Source organism: Bacteroidia bacterium (genome assembly GCA_037045145.1).
Taxonomy (GTDB): Bacteria; Bacteroidota; Bacteroidia; order AKYH767-A; family OLB10; genus OLB10.
On the sequence record JBAOIA010000012.1, the window covers coordinates 988184 to 1008112 of the forward strand.

The following is a 19929-nucleotide window of genomic DNA, read 5'->3' on the forward strand; positions in this document are numbered from 1 at the left end:
CTATCGGAATCTCACACCACTAAGCGTACGTGAGCTTCGCTCCCAAGTTTCAAAATTGATTCTCACTCAATTTTATCACTTGCATACTTAGCGGTTCACAGATAGTTGGGATTAATGACTTCACATAAGGGTCAGGTCATGCTCTTTTGCGTCCCTGCCGGGTGTAATAAACTCTTCTACAAAAGCATCTATAAATCGAATCTCATTGTCTTTGTATATCTGACACTTTAAGTTTGAAAATGTGATTTGTTCGCAGTTGATCTCTATTACTGTGGGCATTGTTATTGTGAATTTTTCTTATCTAAACATATTAATTTTTCCTTATATTTGAAACCTTATGAAATTATTTTTTCACAACTTGTCCCGATTGCTCGGGAAACTGATGTTGTTAATAATTATTCTTTGACTGTAATATTCAAATTATTATTTTTGGACATTAAATGTCATGTCAAATCGTTTCAAGTTGAAAAATATTGCGGGAATAATCAGAGAACTAAGGGAGCAAAACGGACTATTACTCCGACAGGTTGCTGCGGAAATAGAAATTGACCAAGGTCTTTTAAGCAAAATTGAACGTGGTGAGCGAATGCCGACAAAAGATCAGGTCATTCGTTTAGCTAAATTTTATAAAGTTGACCTGAATGAATTTTTGATTGCGTTCATTAGTGACAAACTCGTTTACGAATTGCAAGATGAAGAAGTAGCATTAAAAGCAATGCAAGTAGCTGAGAAGAAAATAAACTATATAAATAAAAAGAAAAATGGCAGGTAAAACACTCATCGAAAAAATTACTGGTGAGTTGCCGAGCCATTATGCTGACCGGCTTGGGGTGAATTATGCCAAATCGGTAAATCAGGAACATAAAAAAACAAACGGACAATTTTTTACTCCTGTAGAAATAGCCGGACTGATGGGGTCATTTGCAGAATCTGGTGAAAGTTCTCTTAGAATACTTGACCCTGGTTGCGGAACGACTATTCTGACTTGTGCATTACTCGAATCTATTGTTCAGAACAATAGCAAATTGAAGGAAGTTGATTTGACAGTGTACGAAACGGACAAAGCTATAATCCCATATACAAATGAGTCATTAGATTATTTAAGAAGTTGGTTAAAGGAGAAAAATATCAAATTAAAAATCTATATTCACACAAATGATTTCATTCTCGAAAACGCAGATTGCTTAACAGATTATGGCAACTTGTTTTCACAGACAATCGAGCCGTTTGATATAATAGTTTCAAATCCTCCCTACTTCAAACTGCCTATTGACGACAAAAGAGCAGTTGCGGCAAAAGCAGTTATTAACGGACATCCGAATATTTATGCCATTTTTATGGCTATTTCCGCAAGGTTACTAAAAGAAAACGGTCAACTTATATTCATAACTCCGAGAAGTTACGCTTCCGGCAGTTACTTCAAATTATTCCGTGAGTATTTTTTTAAAATAATAGAAATTGATAAAGTGCATTTGTTTGTTTCCCGAAAAGACACATTCAACAGAGATAAGGTATTACAAGAAACAGTTATCATAAAAGGAACACGAAAAGGAAAAACAAATCCGAAGCACAAAGTAAATGTTTATTCATCGCATGGATTAAAGGATATTGATTCTCCAATAATCAAATCTTTTGCGCAAAAGGAATTGATTGACCTCAATTCAAATGAAAAAATATTGTACCTACCCACAAGCGATTCAGATGAAGCTATTTTGAATGTTTTTAAAAACTGGAATGGGAACTTAAATAAATACAATATTCAGATTTCAACTGGCCCCGTTGTTGCGTACAGATCAAAAGAGTATTTACATGACACATATCAAAATGGAACGATATTTTTAGCTCCACTCTTTTGGCTACATAACGTAAAGCAAATGGTCTTGGAATGGCCGATGCCAAAGCCCGATAAAGGACAATATGTAAAAATACACGATGAATCAAAATCTATTCTCATTCCAAATAAAAACTACGTTCTATTGAGACGCTTCAGTGCTAAGGATGATAAAAGCAGATTGGTTGCTGCTCCATACTTCTGCAATTTTGTTGAAGCAGAATATATCGGTGTAGAAAACAAAGTAAATTACATCTATCGTCCGAAAGGACATTTAGAACGAAATGAAGTGGTTGGGATTTGTGCTTTACTAAACAGCAGTTTATTCGATTCGTATTTCAGAATATTCAATGGTAATGTGAATGTAAGTGCTACGGAACTCAGAGAAATTCCACTTCCACCACTTGAAGCAATAAAAGAAATTGGTAATAGTATTATTCTTTCTAATGATTTTTCAGTAGATAATGCCAACAAAATGGTAAGTGAACAATTTGAATTTACACCGGCAATAATATGAGCAAACTTGACGAAGCAAAAAAGATACTCAAAGAATTAGGATTGCCAACAGCACAGCAAAATGAAATATCAGCGTACACGTTATTAGCACTTTGCGGAATTAAGCCTCGCGATAATTGGAGTAAAGCGACACGAAAAAGTTTAAAGGTTACAAAAGGTATAATGGCTTTCGTTCTCGATGTGCATAAAAAAGAATACGCACCGAATACAAGAGAGACATTCCGCAGACAGGTTTTACATCAATTCGTTCAGGCTCGTATTGCCGACTACAATCCAGATAATCCGAAACTTCCGGTAAATAGCCCTAATGCTCATTATGCAATTACCAATGAAGCATTGGAAGCTATTCAAAAATTTGGAACTAAAGATTGGAAGAAAGCAGTTGAAAAATTTAAATCGGAAGCTGGGGAATTAGCGAAACGATATAAAAAAGAAAGAAAACAAAATTTGATTCCTGTAAAACTAAGCAATGGCAAAACGATTAAACTATCGTCAGGAAAGCACAATGAAGTTCAGGCTGCTATAGTACATAATTTTGCTGCAAGGTTTGCTAATGGTGGTTCTGTACTCTATTTAGGCGACACCGCGAAAAAAGATTTGTTCGTAGATGAAAAGAAGTTGAAAGAATTGCGAATTCCGATTGACCAGCACAGTAAATTGCCAGATGTTGTGATATATGACGAAAAGAAAAACTGGTTATTCCTTATTGAAGCTGTTACTTCCCATGGTCCGGTTTCTCCGAAACGAATAGTTGAACTAGAAGAATTTCTGAAAGGCTGTAAAGCCGGTAAGATTTATGTGACAGCTTTTCTCGATTTCACCGAATTTAAAAAACACTCCAATAACATTGCCTGGGAAACTGAAGTATGGCTGGCCGACACGCCTGACCATATGATTCATTTCAATGGCGATAGATTTATGGGGCCGAGGTAAATTAAAAATTATGAAAGAAGAAGAATTACTAAAAGAACTTTCTGAAGGTAGAAAGGAAATAAAAACAGATAGTTACAGCATGTCTATTGGTGAACTCTTGAATCTTTACACAGAAGGGGAGTTACAGTTAGATCCTGCATACCAGCGACTTTTTCGATGGTCAGATGAACAGAAATCCAATTTCATTGAATCTATACTTCTCGGAATACCCATTCCACCAATTTTTGTAGCTCAGAAGGAAGGTGGTAAATGGAGCGTTGTTGATGGTGTACAACGAATATCATCCATATTGCAATTAACTGGTGATTTAAAAAATAAAGAACCACTTACACTAACAACAACACGTAAGCTTCCTTCTTTAGAAGGCTTTACTTGGCTGACACTTCCAGATGACATTAAAAGAATTTTGAAAAGATCAAAATTTGGAATTAATATTATTCTGACAGAAAATAGCATTCAGGCTCAGTACGAACTATTTCAAAGACTAAATACAGGAGGATTACATTTAGAGCCTCAAGAAATAAGAAACTGCTTAATAATCATGCTAAGTGAACCTTTTTATGATAAAATTAACGATTTAAAAACATATACTAATTATAAATCTACTCTCCCGTTAAGTGATGAAAAGTTCAAAATTGAACATCACATGGAATTAATTTTAAGGTATTTTATTGCCAAAAATGGAAAAACAAAATTTGAGAATTATAAAGTTTCCTATACTCACTTGAGTGAATTCATTGACAAAGAAACTGTAAAACTAATTGAAGATGACTCTTTCAATATTGATACAGAAATTACATTATTCAAAAAAGTATTTGATTTGCTAAATGAAACACTCGGTGCCGACTCATTTAAAAAGTACATTGATGCAAAAGATAGATTTGAAGGACCTTTTGTAGAATCAAGTTTTGAAGCTATCGTTCCAGGCATTGCAAACAACTATGATAAAATAAAATCAATATCAAAAGAACAGTTAATTCAGAATATCAAGGACATTTATAAGGATACATTGTATCTCGAGTATTCAGAGAGAGGAACAAAGGCAATTACAAGGATGAAAGGACTAACCGAATTTTCTAATCAATATTTCTCAAAGTGAAGTACGAACAATTTGAAAATTTATTAGATGAAGATCTTGCTTGGAGAAAAGTAGAGATTTCTGAACTTTTATTGTTAGCAAAAGAGTCTGAAAAGGAAACTATTTTTAAGTCATTAATTCTTTTGCTTTATGCACATTGGGAAGGTTATATAAAAAAGAGTAGTAAGCTATACATAAAATACATTTCAGAAGAAAAAGTAAAACTTAGCGACTTGTCCTATAATTTCAAAGCTGTTGCTTTGAAAGAACATGTAAGTAGATGTATAGAAACCAAAGACAAAATGACTTTGGTAAATGAAATAGCTTTTGTTTCAAGCTTTCTTAAATTCGAAAGCAAGAAATTCAAAATCGATGTGAGACCCGATAATGATTTTGATAATACGATTATTGATACCGAATCCAACTTAAAACCCAAAGTTTTTAAAACATAATCGAAATTTTAGGACTTAATTACAAAAAGGCTCTTGAAGCAAGGGAACACTATATAAATAGTCATCTACTTGCTAATAGAAATGCAATCGGACATGGTAGTAAATTTAACGACACTATTCAGATTGATTTCTCCTTAACATTAAAGGATATAGAAAAATTAAAGGCAATTGTATTTTCAATTATAGATTCTTTCAAGGAAGAGCTATTAGAATACATATATAACAAATATTACTTAGTTTCAAATTCTGACAAAAGAAATGAGTTTGAATCAAAGCGAGAGGAAGAGCTAGAAAAATTAATTGCCTCGATAGAGGAAAGTTTTAAATAGGCATGCATAATTTTTGTCATACTTTTTGTCCCGACACGCATTTAGCACATTTGCCTCCTCGTTCCTGCGGGGGCAAAAGAGCTAAGCCAATACATAAACAAAAAGATATGCCAAAAGCAGACGCACCGACAGAGAAAAATCAAATAAAAATCTCTGCCACCGCACTTTTAAAGACAGGTGGACAAAAAGTAAAACGACCGTGACAGACAAAAATGAAAAATGCAACGATTGCCTAACATTATACCTCCTTGAATAAAGCCCAATTACAAAAATGCCCTGAGGTGGTAGAACTTTAGGGCTTTTTGCCATTTGGTGTACAAGCTACACGAGCATTTTCTCCTGGTGGTTTTGTTGCTTTTAGGGGTTGATTTTTAATGTTTTTTATGGTAGAGGTTTGATGTGTTGTACTTGTTTATTTCTGTTTGAAATATCATAAGTACACAACATTATTCCTATATTTGAACATGTATTTGAAATTATTTCATTTCACAACTTGTCCCGATTGCTCGGGAAACTGCATTTACAAGCAATTTGATACAAGTTTCTTTAAAATAAAAATTATGAAAAAAAATTTCTTCTTACTTTTTTTTGTACTCACCAGTAATTACTTAAAGGCTCAATTTGATTCTGCAGTAGTTATTGCAATTGATGCAAAAGGAAGAAGTGATACTGTATTTTTTGGCTCTCATCCGACAGCAACTATTGGAGTTGACTTAGCACTTGGAGAAGTTAATATTTACGGACAACAATACGATAGTTTAGATTTAAGAATTATTCAGAGAAGTGTCATGTGTGATGACTTAGGTATGAATACCTTAATTTATCCAACGGATTTAGACATGAAGAAAGATATTCGAGCTGGGATTGGTTCAGGCCCCATACCTTCAAGTAACTTCTCTTTCAAGATTGTTTCCGACACATTCCCCGTTTATATTCGACTGATGAAGTATAACATAGACCTTTTTGCTCAAGTTTTTATTTATGATTCAAGTTGTAATAGGTTTCAAGATACAAGTATATGCCCAGTTAATCAGTGTACAATTCCAGATACTTTACTTATTATAAATGCAAATTCAGAATTCCGAATTTATCCCGAAGTAATTACATCAGTTAAATCAAATAGTCAAAATCATTTTAAGATTTCACCTAATCCAGCAACTAATAAATTAGTAATTCAGAGCTCAGAATCTGATATATTAGATATTCAACTATATAATTCAATGGGGAATTATTTGTTATCATCAAAAAAAAATGAAATAGATGTTGAAAATTTAGTGCAAGGATTATACTTTTTGCAAATCCAAGTAGGTGACAAAATTTACACTTCAAAGTTTATAAAAAATTAAAACTGCCTATAACACATAAGTCTTAAAAGCATCTTCATAAGAAGCTCTTCCTACTTTTTTCTTTTCTTCCTGAACTAAACGCTGAATACCGGGTTACTTTAATCTAATTTACTTACAAATGCATCTACATATCAAATCTTATTATTCTTTGCTATCCTACTCTATAGGTTTGAAATGGTGATTTAGTGGCGATTGTTTCCTTTTATTATGGGCATTTATAGTTGCTGTTTTTCTCCTTAAAACTATTGAAATTAATATATATTTGTAAATGCTTTTAGATCTTTTTTTACAGACTAATGTTACTTGCAACTATTAACTTAACATACAAATACATGAAACGACATTTTATTATTTTAATTATTCTACACCTATGTGTCACAGGTTATGGACAAAGTATAAGCCAATTAGGGAGTTGGAATAACAATGCAAACTTTGTGATAAAATACTATCAAAATAAAGTTATAACAAGTACCACTTCAGGTATACAATTTATTGATGTTTCAAATCCGTTATCGCCAAATCCAACAGCTTCTATAGGTAATCCTGGAAGCTTTCCAATGGCAATAGAAATAGATGGCAATTATGCTTATTTTGGAGGTGGAATGACTGATTATTTTATGATTGCTGATATTTCAAATATTAATTTTCCTGTTCAGGTAGGCATAAATACAGCTATTTACGGCACAGCCAATCAAATAGCAATATCAGGTAATTATGCATTTATGGCAACAAATACAGACACTCTTTATTCAATTGATATTTCAAATAAGACTAACCCTATTGTTATTGGTAAAATATACTTGGGAAGTTTTCCTGGTGGTATTGCTATTCAAGGCAATAATGTTTATGTAGGTACTAGTGCGGGACTTAAAGTAATAAATGTTAGTATCCCTTCAAATCCTAATATAATAACCACTTTTGGTAGTGGTTATTCAAAAATTGCTCCTGACTTTGTAAACCAAAGATTGTTTGTTGCAAAAGGAAGCGGATTTGATGCAATAAGTATAGCAAATCCAACTTCACCCTCTGGGATATTTATGGGAATTGGTGGTGGATCTGGAGGTGATATTTGCTATTGGAATAATTATGTATTCCAAAATGGATCAGGTAATGTAAGTGCATTTCAGGTTAATTCAACATCAGCTAGTAATTTAGGTTCATTCAACTCTACTTTTACTGGACAGGTAAATGGAATAGCAGCTAAGGACTCAGTTTTTTATGTTACAACTGTTAATAACCTACATGTATTAAAATTGGGTACTTCTATTAACACAGGAATTAATGAAGAATATCCGAATAGCGTTAACATATTTCCAAATCCAGTTGTTGATTATATGACAATTGAATTTCAAAATTCAGCAAACAATACGAAAATTGAAATCACTGATATTAATGGCCGCATAATTAAATCAGTTAAAAATTTTGGTGATTCGATTAGCATAGACATGAAAGAAGAACATTCCGGAGTCTATTTTGTAAACATCCACCAAGAAAACTCAAACACTAGAAAAATAATCTTAAAGAATTAACTGCAAGTAGCACAGGCTTTGCTTTAGTGGGCGGAAAGTGCGAATAGAAACATTTGAACCTTCAATATTTTGGTGTCATAAGATTTCAAAAGCCCACCAACGCAATACACAAACCGTTATGCTGCGAAAATATCAGTTTCTATTAAAATTTTATTGCTAAAATTATCACACAAGCATCCGTTTACGAAACAAAGATCACACTAAACGCTTTTGTTACTGCTTCAATTCGCAAAGTGCCATATAAGTCATCAACCCCACTCCTGTTTTTAATGCATCCTCATCAATATCAAATGTTGAGGTATGTACAGAAGATGTTATGTTTTTTTGTTCGTTCCTCACGCCAAGTCTGTAAAAACAAGCAGGTGCCTGCTGCGAATAGAAAGAGAAATCTTCTGCTGCCATCCAGATGTCAAGATCCAGCACGTTTTCTTTCCCCAAATAATCAACAGCATTTTTCCTGGCCGATGCAGTAAGTTCCGGATTGTTAACCAATGCAGGATATCCCCTCACAATTTTAAATTCACACTTACCTCCCATTCCTTCAGCTATAGCTTCAGCCATCTTTATCATTTTTGCATGGGCATCATTACGCCATTTCTCGTCCAGTGTTCTGAATGTTCCTTCTATATAAACAGTGTCGGGAATAACATTGGTTGCCCCATTGGCAATCACTTTACCAAAGGAAAGCACACTGGGCATTATTGGGTTGGCATTGCGGCTAACCAATTGCTGCAGTGCCACAATTAAATGTGATGATATTAAAACCGGATCAATGTTAAGATGTGGAATGGCACCGTGTCCGCCTTTACCTTTCACGGTAACATAAATCTCATCCGTACTTGCCATGTATATGCCACTTCTGAAACCAACCTTACCCACTTCAATATGCGGCATAACGTGCTGTCCTAAAATGCCGGAAATAGTTGGATTTTTTAATGCGCCTTCTTGTATCATTAACGATGCACCTCCGGGAAGTTTTTCTTCTCCAGGCTGAAAAAGCAATTTAACAGTGCCCGAAAATTCATTTCGCATTTGAGTCAACAAAGTTGCTACCCCCAGTAAAGATGAAGTATGTACATCGTGTCCGCAAGCATGCATAACACCTGCATTTACTGAGGCATATTCTGATTTATTGGTTTCCTGAATGGGCAAAGCATCCATATCGCCTCTTAAAGCAATAACTTTTGAAGCAGGGTTGTTACCTTCTATCAACGCCACAATTCCGGTACCGGCAATTTTATGTTTTTTGTCAACCCCAATTTCACTCAATCTTTGCCAAACATATTCCTGTGTTTTAAACTCCTGAAATGACAATTCAGGATGTTTATGCAGATGCCTTCTGTCGGCTAATGTATTATTAAAGTTATCTTCTGCAAGACGTTTAATCTTTTCTACCATCATAATACCCTCAAAATTAAAATTTTATTAATCACACTATGCCTAAAAAATACTACAAATTAAGTATTGTAGGCACCGGCAAAAATAACCAGATTTGGTGATTGACATTTTAGTTTAATTGATTCTATTTTGTAAAAATTACCAATTTAAAATATATTAATATGAAAAACCGCAGAATTTTATTACTCTTTACTCTTGCATTTGCTATGGCAATTGCAGGCTGTAAGAAAGAAAAAGATGACAGCCCATCACCAACACCTCCCACTCCTATTCCTCCCACGCCTTCTGGCAACACACCAAAAAATTTAGGATGGAACGGCACCGATAACCCCAATTCTGTACCTACTTCAGTTACCAATACACCTATTTATAATAGTGGAACATTACCACAATCTGTAAGCCTACTACCACAATTTCCGCCAATTGGCGATCAAGGACAGTATGGTACTTGTGTAGCATGGGCTGCTGGTTACAATATGAAAACTGTTATTGATGCAATCCAACAAAATCTTAATGCCAGCGATTTAACAAATACAAACAAGCAAACCAGTCCTAAGGATGTTTTTCTTGCTATTCCCGATGCTAAAAAAGGACAAAATTGCAGTGGTACAAACTTTTCAGATGCAATGGACTTGTTATTGAATCGCGGGGCAGCAACTATGCAAACTGTTCCTTACACCAATCTTGGAAATTGTGCCAACTCCGGAGTACAAAGCAACTGGACTCAGGAAGCCAATCAGCGTAAAATTAAAAATTACAGAAAAATTTCGCCTACTATTCAGAGTGTAAAAGAACAACTGGCAAACAAAATACCTGTAGTAATTGGAGCAAAGCTTTCAGACAATTTTATGACATGGAACAGTGATGCCGTTTACAATTCAAATTCAACATACAATCAGGTAGGACAACATTCGTATCATGCACTGATAATTTCAGGCTATGATGACAGTAAAGGCGCCAATGGTGCTTTCAAAGTTGTAAACTCATGGGGTACCAATTGGGGTGATATCGGATATATCTGGATAGATTATAATTTTCTTGTAAACGAATTCGTATTTGATCAGAATTTTTACACTGCCACAACCGATGGCGGAACCAATCCGCCTTCACCTACTCCAACACCTTCCGGAGGCGTTGACCTTGCCTCCTGGGTGTTTGGTGATGAAACGACTTATGGATCTACACAAACACAATACTACAACGAACGTGTTGTTTATTGGAATCTTTACAACATTGGTAATTCATCTGCTGCAAGTTCATCAAACTGGAGTTTGTACTACATATACTTTAATGCTTATGATGCCAACGATTATGGTATTCTTTTTTACGATGAATTTAATACGTCTATTGCTCAAAACACCTACCTAGTTGACCCAAACGATCCAAATCACATTACTCTGAATATTGATATACCTGCCAATAACGATTTGGGAACTGTAGCTTTTGGAACACAACAATTATATCAGGTTTATTACACACCATCATCATTAAATGGAGCTTATTATATTGTAATGATAGCAGATGCAGAAAATGCATTTAACGAAGGCAATGAGCAGAATAATTTTTTCTATACAACAGATCAATATCCTAAAGTATTTCAAAATGGATATAGTAACCGCGTAACAGCTCAAATGCAATCAACCAATGCGACAAATTTTGTAGAATATAAGTTTATCAACAAACTCCACCCTTCAAAACACAATCTGACATCAAATATTTATAACACAGTTGTTACCAAACAAATGCCCAATGCCTATTCATCAGAAGAAATCGGACAGATGCTGAAGATTAAGAAAAAAACAGGTGACCTTGACCATAAAATTGCCGAATTTAAAATGAGACAAAAAGGCAATGGTGGTTTCGGCACCAAATAAGCTCAATATTTAAACCGCAAACTATTTAATCCCGGTAAGAAATTTTCTGCCGGGATTTTTTCTGTTCTCTTAAATGATTTTTAAACTTGTAAAAAAAATATCATGCGTACAGCAATACTTCTAGCTACAATTATTATGACACTAAACATTTCCTGTGCAACCGGTCAGAAAAACAGTACTTCTAACGAACCCGATTTAAACAATCAGCTTAAAAGCGGAACCAATATTTATTTTGAAAATAAAACCATCAACGCTGATTTAAATTTTACAAATCTGCTACCGGCTGTTATTGAAAGCAACGGCATAAACCGTTGTTACATTAATTCTGCAATCACGTTCAAACAGTGTACATTCAAAGGGAAAATTTCAGGTTATGTTACAGAATCATCAGGTAAATCCACCATGACATACTTTCAGAAAAGTGTTACATTTATTGATTGTATTTTTGACGATGATGTTAATCTCAGAGGAGCCATTTTTGCTGCACCTGTAAACTTTCAAGGTTGCAGTTTCGTGAAAAAAGCCGATTTTCAGGAATGTCAGTTTTATACAGATGCTTTTTTTAACGAAACAAAATATCGCGAAGAAGCTTTTTTTCAAAATTCTGTATTTATGAAAAAAATGATTTTGATGAATGCACGGTTTGAATCAAATGTTTACTTCCAAAATTCTGTATTTTATTTTGATGCACAATTTAGCAATGCAGAGTTTCAGAAATATGCAGACTTTACTGTTTGCACATTTCAGATGGGCGTTTTTTTTAACTATTGTAAATTTCAACAACAGGCAATTTTTAACAGCAGCGTATTCAGCAAAAGATTTGAATTACTGAAAATCACAGCCAACAAAGTAGAACTTCGCAAGTGTTATTTTGGATTTGTGCCTAAATTGATGCAGAGTGATTTTTCAGAACTTTTAGACTTTAGTGGTAGTCATTTTGCAATGGGAATACCTGTTCTGAAAGAAATTACAACCAAAGAGATTTTAGCGTCAGAAATAACTTCATGCAATAAAAACTACACATCAGAAGAGTTTTTAAAAGCTTCTGGCAGGTAAGTTTTTATGTTACTTTTCCCCATCAATTTATAAGATAATTTGATTTTAAACGGGTAAGAAAATAAGGAAATCTGTTTGGCTGTAAAAAGCCTTTATGTTTTCTTTGACCCAAAATTCAAACATCATGAAACAATTTAACAAAAAAGGAAAAAGCATTCTTATCATGCTTGCCGTCATGCTCTCCGGATTAAGTAGTATGGCACAAAACTGCAGTGCAGGGTTTGTTTACAGTGTCAACCCAAATGGCGTAGTGACATTTTATGACTCAAGTTTTGTTAACGGCACTATCACTAATACTACCTGGATATTTGGTGATGGCACTTCAGGAACAGGAACTCAGGTAACACATCAGTACAATACTTCAGGACCTATAACTGTATGTTATTTCATCACCACATCAACAGGGTGCAGTGATTCAACTTGTCAGGTAATCAATCTAAATCCATGTACACTTACAGCAACACTTGTTTATGATTCATTACAGCAAAATCTATTTGCTGTTGCTTCAGGAGGTACTCCTCCGTATAGCTATAATTGGACAAATGGTCAAACTTTAATTGGTATTTATGTTCCCAACCCGGGTATGTATTGTTGTGTCATTACAGATGCCAATGGCTGCAGCTACACAGCCTGCTATCAGGTAGGCGGCAGCGGATGCAGCGCTTCGTTTATTACAAGCATCATGGGCAATGTAGTTGCCTTCGGTAATAACTCACAAAGTTTTTCATCCTTGTTGTGGAATTTTGGCGATGGCACCACATCTGCTTTAACTTCACCTACACATACTTATGCTCAAGCAGGAACTTATTATCCATGTCTTACATTATACGATGGAACAGGAGCAATTTGCTCACAATATTGCGACTCTATTGTAATAGTTCCACAATCAGGCAATACTGTTATTTGTGGTAATGTTTTTCAGGATATAAACGCAAATGGTTTTAATGATAATGAACCAGGTTTTGGTAACACGCCTGTAATGATTTGGGGTTCCGGAATGCAATATACTGCTATGCCTGATTCAAATGGAAACTATAGTTTAAATGTTCCTCCGGGAACCTATAACATTGTTTACTGTGTTCAACAACCATACAGCCTTACCTTACCACTTGATTCAGGAGGTTGTGGTTCTTATCAGGTAACAATTGCAGCAGGTGATACTATATGCGGATTTAACTTTGGTGTTTCACTCAACAGTTCTACAATTGAAGGTTATGTCTTTGCAGACAGTAACAATAATGGAATTAAAGATGCCGGTGAGGCAGGCATACCTTATCAACCTGTACAAGTTGGATCACTTACTGCCTACACTGATTTAACAGGAAAATATGAACGCTATGTACCGGTTGGAACTTATACAGTTTCTTATACGCCAACAGGAATTTATGCATCTTATCCATTAACAACAGCAAGTAGTAACAGCGTAAATGTCGTAGGCGTTGGTACTATTAATCAAGGTGGTGATTATGGAATTAATTTACCTGCAGGTTCAACAAATATTGCAGTTACTTTATTACCTCACACAACCATTACACCGGGGTTCCCTGCATGGTACGATATTCAGGTTTGCAACATTGGTATCAACCCGACAGGTGCTACGGTTACCATGAATTACGATCCGGGCTTAACTTACACTTTTGGTAGTCCTGTGCCTGCAACGGTAAACTCAACGGCACATGTCATTACATGGAATCTTCCAACAATTGCAACAGGACAATGCATTTATATTCAAGCTGACTTCAGTGCATCAACATCTTATCAGATTGGAGATCCCACATTTGAATTCTGCAGTGCATATCCTACATTAGGTACTGATATTGATTTAACAAACAATACCGATACGGTTCATCAGATTGTTACAGGTTCATGGGATCCAAACAACAAGTTATCGGTACAAACCAACAACAACAATCCTGTTCAGCAAATAATATCTTCTGTAAATACCAATCAGGAAATTGAATACACCATTAACTTCCAGAATTTAGGAACAGCACCTGCAGTGAATGTGGTGGTGGTTGATAATCTCTCTACTGATTTGGTTGCAGGTTCTTATCAGTTGACCGGTGCAAGCCACAATGTTTCTGTTAGCCGCAATGGTATGAATGTTATTTATAATTTTCAGAACATTATGCTTCCTGATGCAAGTAGCAATGAACCGATGAGTCATGGTTTTGTGTCATATAAAATCAATGCCGTTAACGGACTTGCCGCAGGAACACAAATTGCCGATTTCTCAAAAATTTATTTCGACTTCAACAGTCCGGTAACTACCAATATTGCTGTTGTTACAATGGTTAATCCCACAGGAGTTAACGAACAAAGTATTGTTAACTTAAACAGTGTTTATCCAAATCCTGTCAGTGATGTTGCAACAGTACAGTTTACATTAGGACAAAATTCATTAGTAGGACTTGAATTGTTTGATGCAGCCGGACGAAGTATCACATTAATGCCCGAAGTCATGATGCAGGCTGGCTTACAAAAAACAAATCTTAATGCCAATCAGCTTTCAGAAGGCTTGTATCTTCTTAAACTGACAGTTAATGGAAAATCATCAATAATGAAAGTGACAATTAAACATTAACCTTAATTTTTAGTCAATCAATAAAGAAGCCCTCTAAAAAGAGGGCTTCTTTATTTAAAACAATATTGTTATTAAAAAATATATGCTTTTCTACAATGGAATATTCCCGTGTTTCTTCTTAGGCAACTTGGCTGCTTTGTTTTCAAGCATTTTAAATGCCTTAATCAGTTTCTCTCTTGTCTGAGATGGGTCAATGACTTCATCAATATAACCACGTTCTGCTGCTTTATAGGGATTGGCAAAAAGTTCAATATACTCCTGTTCTTTTTCTTTCAGTTTTTCAGCAGGATTATCTGCCTTACTAATTTCTTTTTTGAAAATTATTTCAGCTGCACCTTTTGCACCCATTACTGCAATCTCTGCAGATGGCCATGCATAGTTCATGTCGGCACCAATATGTTTGGAGTTCATCACATCATAGGCTCCACCATAGGCTTTACGTGTAATGACGGTTATTCTTGGTACTGTTGCCTCACTAAATGCGAACAATAATTTGGCTCCATTAGTAATGATAGCATTCCACTCCTGATCGGTGCCGGGCAAAAATCCGGGAACATCTTCAAATACCAACAAAGGAATATTAAAGCAGTCGCAAAATCGAACAAACCTTGCTGCCTTAATAGATGAGTGATTATCTAAAACACCTGCCAGAAACATTGGTTGGTTGGCAACTACGCCAATGCTTCGACCGGCTAACCTTGCAAAGCCAACAACAATATTTTCAGCAAAATCTTTATGTACTTCAAAAAAAGAATTTTCGTCTGCCACTTGTTCTACTACTTCGCGTATATCGTATGGCTGATTTGGATTTTCCGGAACAATCATATTTAATCCTTCACGCATTTCATTAGCTTCGGTATAAGCAACTGATGGCGGCATCTCCTCACAATTAGACGGTATATAACTCAGCAAAGTTTTAAGGTACTGAATACATTCCATCTCATTGGCGCATGAAAAATGTGTCACACCTGACTTGGTTGAATGGGTTGATGCACCTCCTAACTCTTCTGCACTTACTTCTTCATGGGTCACGGTTTTTACTACATTAGGGCCTGTTACAAACATGTATGACGTGTTTTGCACCATCATAATAAAATCTGTTATTGCAGGTGAATAAACAGCACCACCGGCACATGGACCCATTATGGCACTCAATTGAGGAATAACTCCTGATGCCAACGTATTACGATAAAAAATATCAGCATAGCCACCTAATGAAACAACTCCTTCCTGAATACGTGCACCTCCACTATCATTTAAGCCGATTACCGGAGCACCATTCTGCATTGCTAAATCCATTATACGGCAAATTTTTTCTGCATGTGTTTCACTCAGTGAGCCACCAAACACCGTAAAGTCTTGCGAAAAAACATAAACTAACCTACCATGAATAGTTCCATAGCCGGTTACAACACCATCACCAAGATATTTCTCTTTAGCCAAGCCAAAGTCTGTAGCACGGTGGGTTACCAACATGCCTATTTCTTCAAAACTGCCTTCATCAAGTAAAAAATGTATCCGCTCTCTTGCTGTTAATTTCCCTTTCTTATGTTGATCGTCTATGCGCTTGGCACCGCCACCAGCAAATGCTTCCTTCTTTTTCTGTTCGAGTAATGATAATTTATCTTTCACTGCTTTGTTGATTATTCTATTGTGCAAACTTAAAAAACTTAATGAAGAATTGCCCGATAAAAACAAAACTAAACCAGTGTTAGGCAAGGAATCGAACTTTTTTCCGTTCTTAGCAAGGTAAAAAATTCTACATAAATCATTTTGTGAAAATAATTTTCCAATCGCTTGCAGGTATTGCTTTATTCTTTCTTTTTCAAAGCTCTTCGTTTGCACAACTAACCAGAATTTCAGGTAAAGTTACTGATGCACTCACCGGTGAGCCTATACCTTTTGCCAGTGTGGTTTTTAAAAAATCAACCATCGGTGTCAACACTAATATTGATGGCATCTATACTTTAGAATCAGATACACCAAGTGACAGCATTTCTGCACAGTTTCTGGGATATATTCCTGTATCGCTACCGGTTCGAAAAGGTCAAACACAAACCATAAACTTTCTTTTAAAGGCCAGCAAAATTGAACTTAAAGAAGCTGTGATTCATGCAGGAGAAAACCCGGCTAACATCATCATAAAAAAAGTTATTGCCAATCGCGATAAAAATAATTTTGAAAAACTAAACAGCTACTCTTTCGAAACCTACAATAAGTTAGAGTTTGATTTAACCAACATTACCGATAAATTTAAAAACCGTAAAATTTTTAAACCCTTTGCATTTATTTTTGATAATATTGACAGTACAACCACCAATGAGAAACCATTTCTGCCAATTTTCATTACTGAATCATTAAGTGATCGTTATCTTTCAAACAATCCTAAAGACAAACGCGAAATCATTAAAGCAAGTAAGGTTTCCGGTGTTGAAAACGAAACTGTAACACAGTTTCTTGGCGATATGTATCAAAACATAAACATCTACGATAACTTTATGGATGTGTTTGGTAAAAAATTTGTCAGCCCAATATCGAGTCTTGGATTAATTTATTACAAATATTATCTGCTTGACAGTTTGTACATGGGCAACAATCATTGCTACAAGTTAAAATTTAAACCACGCAGACCCGAAGACCTAACCTTTACAGGAGAGATCATTATTACTGACACTTCATGGGCAGTTAAAAAGGTAAACATGCGCATCTCCAATAAAGCGAATATCAACTTTGTTGAAGACTGTGCCGTTGTTAAAGAATATGAATTTGTGGACAGCACAATGTGGATGCTTTCAAAAGACTTGTTGGTGATAGAATTTACTGCTCGCGATAAAGGTCTTGGCCTTATCGGTCGTAAGTCAACCTCTTATAAAAACTTTGACTTGAACAAACCTATTCCACCGGAGATTATGAAAGGTTCGCAAGATATAGTCGTTCTTGATAGTGCCTTATACAAAGACAATAGTTTTTGGGATAATGCAAGACATGATTCACTAAACGAACGTGAAAAGAAAATTTACACTATGGTTGACACCATTAAATCGTTGCCTGCCTACAAAACATACGTTGATGTAATTACACTTTTTGTTACCGGATACAAAACATTAGGCAAAGTTGACTTGGGTCCATACTTTACTGTATTTAGCTTTAATGAAATTGAAGGGTATCGTTTTCGACTTGGCGGAAAAACCAATCAGGATTTTAATAAACATCTAAGACTTGAAGGTTTTGTGGCTTATGGTACAAAAAACGAACAGTTCAACTACAGTTTTGGTACACGCTATTTGTTTACAACAAAACCCCGCATGGGTGTTGGTTTTAAATACAGACATGATGTGATGCAACTCGGACAAAGCGACAATGCTTTTCAGGATGACAATATTCTGGCTTCACTCTTCAGAAGGTCTGCTTCAAATAAATTAACTTATACAGAAAGCGAAAAAATTTATTTTGAAAAAGAATGGCTTTCCGGTGTGAGTGGACGTATCACATTTGAACATAATGAGTTTATCCCTTTAGGAAAATTAGATTATCGCTACTACACCAACAATAATGAAAGCAACATCAGAAATAAAATAAACACTTCTGATATTTCTGCATATTTCCGTTTTGCTTATCGCGAAAAATTTGTTGAAAGCAAGCATGGCAGAGTTAGTTTGGGAAGTAAATATCCGGTGCTGCAGGCTGTATATACACAAGGATTAAAAGGTGTTTTGCGAAGTGACTTTGACTATCAGAAATTGATTGTTAAAGTAGATGACTACTTATACACTGCACCAATCGGATATTTATACTATGTTTTAGAAGCCGGAAAAGTTTGGGGTAAGTTACCATATCCATTACTGGAAGTGCATCGCGGCAATGAATCCTACTTTTATGATTATCTTTCTTTCAACCTGATGAATTATTATGAATTTGTCAGCGATCAATATTTTGCATTTTATGCAACACATCACTTCGAAGGTTTCTTTTTGGATAAAATTCCATTACTTAAAAAATTAAAGTGGCGCGAAGTGGCAAGTCTTCGTGGGGTATATGGAAGTATGTCACAAAAAAATCATGATTTGATGGTTGACCCAACTTACAATACGCTATCTAAAAAGCCCTATCTTGAGGCTGGATTTGGAGTAGAAAATATTTTAAAAATAATTCGTGTTGATTTTATTTATCGTCTCAGCTACTTAGACAATCCTGACATTTCAAAGTTCGGAATCAGAGGAAGTTTGCAATTGACATTCTGATAGCTGTTATCTTTGCACCATATTGAATAAACAAAAATGCTGTTACGCTCAGAAAGCTTAGTAAAAATTTATAAAAAACGTACTGTTGTTAACAATGTGTCTATTCAGGTAGCACAGGGTGAAATAGTTGGTTTGCTTGGCCCAAATGGTGCCGGTAAAACAACAACATTTTATATGACTGTAGGATTGATAAAACCCAATAGTGGTAAAATTTTTCTTGATGAGCAGGATATAACAGATTTGCCAATGTATAAAAGGGCACAGTCAGGAATTGGCTACCTGGCGCAGGAGGCATCTGTTTTTCGCAAATTAAGTGTTGAAGATAATATTAAAGCTGTTTTGGAGATGACAAAGCTTTCTAAAGAAGAACAGGATGCCAAGACAGAAGAACTGCTCACTGAATTTGGATTACAGAAAATAAGAAAAAGCCGAGGCGATTTACTTTCAGGTGGCGAACGCAGGCGAACAGAGATAGCACGTGCATTGGCTGTAAGTCCCAAATTTATACTTCTCGATGAGCCTTTTGCCGGTGTTGACCCCATTGCTGTTGAAGACATACAATCTATCGTAGCAAAACTCAAAGAAAAAAATATTGGCATTTTAATTACTGATCACAATGTTCACGAAACACTTACTATTACAGACCGTGCATATTTGTTGTATGAAGGTAAAATTTTAAAAGCAGGGACTGCCGAAGACCTGGCTAATGATGAGCAGGTACGAAAAGTTTATCTCGGTCAGAATTTTGAACTTAGAAATTAA

Annotated in this window: 16 protein-coding genes; 13 read left to right on the forward strand and 3 right to left on the reverse strand. The window is 35.3% G+C overall.

The window, feature by feature from the left end; genetic code table 11:
• Positions 1–120 precede the first annotated feature (120 nt).
• Entirely contained in the window at positions 121–279 is a 159-nt protein-coding gene (locus V9G42_13580) for a hypothetical protein (GenBank protein MEI2760455.1), read from the reverse strand.
• 166 nt (positions 280–445) lie between these two features.
• Here V9G42_13580 and V9G42_13585 point away from each other — a divergent pair, with 166 nt between their 5' ends.
• The 8 genes from V9G42_13585 to V9G42_13620 all read left to right on the forward strand — a co-directional run bounded on the left by V9G42_13585 (position 446) and on the right by V9G42_13620 (position 8014).
• Positions 446–772: a helix-turn-helix transcriptional regulator gene (locus tag V9G42_13585; GenBank protein ID MEI2760456.1), complete on the forward strand. Its 327-nt coding sequence runs from the start codon at positions 446–448 to the stop codon at positions 770–772.
• Entirely contained in the window at positions 762–2348 is a 1587-nt protein-coding gene (locus V9G42_13590) for an Eco57I restriction-modification methylase domain-containing protein (protein MEI2760457.1), read from the forward strand. Before V9G42_13585 ends, V9G42_13590 begins: the two co-directional genes overlap by 11 nt.
• Entirely contained in the window at positions 2345–3280 is a 936-nt protein-coding gene (locus tag V9G42_13595) for a BsuBI/PstI family type II restriction endonuclease (protein MEI2760458.1), read from the forward strand. The genes V9G42_13590 and V9G42_13595 overlap by 4 nt, the downstream gene beginning before the upstream one ends.
• A gap of 10 nt (positions 3281–3290) precedes the next feature.
• Complete coding sequence (locus V9G42_13600; GenBank protein MEI2760459.1) at positions 3291–4379, forward strand: DUF262 domain-containing protein; 1089 nt, start codon at positions 3291–3293, stop codon at positions 4377–4379.
• Complete coding sequence (locus tag V9G42_13605) at positions 4376–4810, forward strand: MAE_28990/MAE_18760 family HEPN-like nuclease (GenBank protein MEI2760460.1); 435 nt, start codon at positions 4376–4378, stop codon at positions 4808–4810. Before V9G42_13600 ends, V9G42_13605 begins: the two co-directional genes overlap by 4 nt.
• Positions 4811–4863: 53 nt before the next feature.
• Positions 4864–5139, forward strand: coding sequence for an MAE_28990/MAE_18760 family HEPN-like nuclease (locus tag V9G42_13610; GenBank protein MEI2760461.1), 276 nt, complete (start codon positions 4864–4866; stop codon positions 5137–5139).
• A 560-nt stretch (positions 5140–5699) separates the two neighbouring features.
• Entirely contained in the window at positions 5700–6485 is a 786-nt protein-coding gene (locus V9G42_13615) for a T9SS type A sorting domain-containing protein (protein ID MEI2760462.1), read from the forward strand.
• Between the two features lie 332 nt (positions 6486–6817).
• Positions 6818–8014 carry a T9SS type A sorting domain-containing protein gene (locus V9G42_13620; GenBank protein ID MEI2760463.1) on the forward strand — a complete coding sequence of 399 codons (1197 nt, stop codon included), beginning with the start codon at positions 6818–6820 and terminating at the stop codon, positions 8012–8014.
• A 213-nt stretch (positions 8015–8227) separates the two neighbouring features.
• Here the strand turns inward: V9G42_13620 and V9G42_13625 are convergent, their stop codons facing one another.
• On the reverse strand, positions 8228–9415 hold the full coding sequence (locus tag V9G42_13625; GenBank protein ID MEI2760464.1) for a M20 family metallopeptidase: 1188 nt from the start codon (positions 9413–9415) through the stop codon (positions 8228–8230).
• Positions 9416–9573: 158 nt separating this feature from the next.
• Between V9G42_13625 and V9G42_13630 the strand changes: the two genes are divergently transcribed.
• The 3 genes from V9G42_13630 (at position 9574) to V9G42_13640 (ending at position 14926) form a co-directional block, all read left to right on the forward strand.
• Positions 9574–11286, forward strand: coding sequence for a C1 family peptidase (locus tag V9G42_13630; protein MEI2760465.1), 1713 nt, complete (start codon positions 9574–9576; stop codon positions 11284–11286).
• Between the two features lie 102 nt (positions 11287–11388).
• Positions 11389–12342, forward strand: a complete 954-nt coding sequence (locus V9G42_13635) for a pentapeptide repeat-containing protein (GenBank protein ID MEI2760466.1) — start codon at positions 11389–11391, stop codon at positions 12340–12342.
• Positions 12343–12466: 124 nt separating this feature from the next.
• Complete coding sequence (locus V9G42_13640; GenBank protein MEI2760467.1) at positions 12467–14926, forward strand: PKD domain-containing protein; 2460 nt, start codon at positions 12467–12469, stop codon at positions 14924–14926.
• Between the two features lie 90 nt (positions 14927–15016).
• On the opposite strand, the gene V9G42_13645 is transcribed toward V9G42_13640, so the two are convergent.
• Positions 15017–16558 carry an acyl-CoA carboxylase subunit beta gene (locus tag V9G42_13645; GenBank protein ID MEI2760468.1) on the reverse strand — a complete coding sequence of 514 codons (1542 nt, stop codon included), beginning with the start codon at positions 16556–16558 and terminating at the stop codon, positions 15017–15019.
• A gap of 143 nt (positions 16559–16701) precedes the next feature.
• Here V9G42_13645 and V9G42_13650 point away from each other — a divergent pair, with 143 nt between their 5' ends.
• Together V9G42_13650 and lptB are read left to right on the forward strand one after the other, a co-directional pair.
• Positions 16702–19167: a DUF5686 family protein gene (locus V9G42_13650; protein MEI2760469.1), complete on the forward strand. Its 2466-nt coding sequence runs from the start codon at positions 16702–16704 to the stop codon at positions 19165–19167.
• 36 nt (positions 19168–19203) lie between these two features.
• Positions 19204–19929, forward strand: coding sequence for an LPS export ABC transporter ATP-binding protein (lptB, locus tag V9G42_13655; GenBank protein MEI2760470.1), 726 nt, complete (start codon positions 19204–19206; stop codon positions 19927–19929).

What these genes read in the sequence shown, in the direction of transcription:
- V9G42_13625 (MEI2760464.1), bottom strand. Translation starts at nt 9,415, where the DNA reads ATGATGGTAGAAAAGATTAAACGTCTTGCAGAAGATAACTTTAATAAT.
- V9G42_13595 (MEI2760458.1), top strand. Translation starts at nt 2,345, where the DNA reads ATGAGCAAACTTGACGAAGCAAAAAAGATACTCAAAGAATTAGGATTG.
- V9G42_13580 (MEI2760455.1), bottom strand. Translation starts at nt 279, where the DNA reads ATGCCCACAGTAATAGAGATCAACTGCGAACAAATCACATTTTCAAAC.
- V9G42_13600 (MEI2760459.1), top strand. Translation starts at nt 3,291, where the DNA reads ATGAAAGAAGAAGAATTACTAAAAGAACTTTCTGAAGGTAGAAAGGAA.
- lptB (MEI2760470.1), top strand. Translation starts at nt 19,204, where the DNA reads ATGCTGTTACGCTCAGAAAGCTTAGTAAAAATTTATAAAAAACGTACT.
- V9G42_13635 (MEI2760466.1), top strand. Translation starts at nt 11,389, where the DNA reads ATGCGTACAGCAATACTTCTAGCTACAATTATTATGACACTAAACATT.
- V9G42_13615 (MEI2760462.1), top strand. Translation starts at nt 5,700, where the DNA reads ATGAAAAAAAATTTCTTCTTACTTTTTTTTGTACTCACCAGTAATTAC.
- V9G42_13640 (MEI2760467.1), top strand. Translation starts at nt 12,467, where the DNA reads ATGAAACAATTTAACAAAAAAGGAAAAAGCATTCTTATCATGCTTGCC.
- V9G42_13585 (MEI2760456.1), top strand. Translation starts at nt 446, where the DNA reads ATGTCAAATCGTTTCAAGTTGAAAAATATTGCGGGAATAATCAGAGAA.
- V9G42_13620 (MEI2760463.1), top strand. Translation starts at nt 6,818, where the DNA reads ATGAAACGACATTTTATTATTTTAATTATTCTACACCTATGTGTCACA.
- V9G42_13590 (MEI2760457.1), top strand. Translation starts at nt 762, where the DNA reads ATGGCAGGTAAAACACTCATCGAAAAAATTACTGGTGAGTTGCCGAGC.
- V9G42_13630 (MEI2760465.1), top strand. Translation starts at nt 9,574, where the DNA reads ATGAAAAACCGCAGAATTTTATTACTCTTTACTCTTGCATTTGCTATG.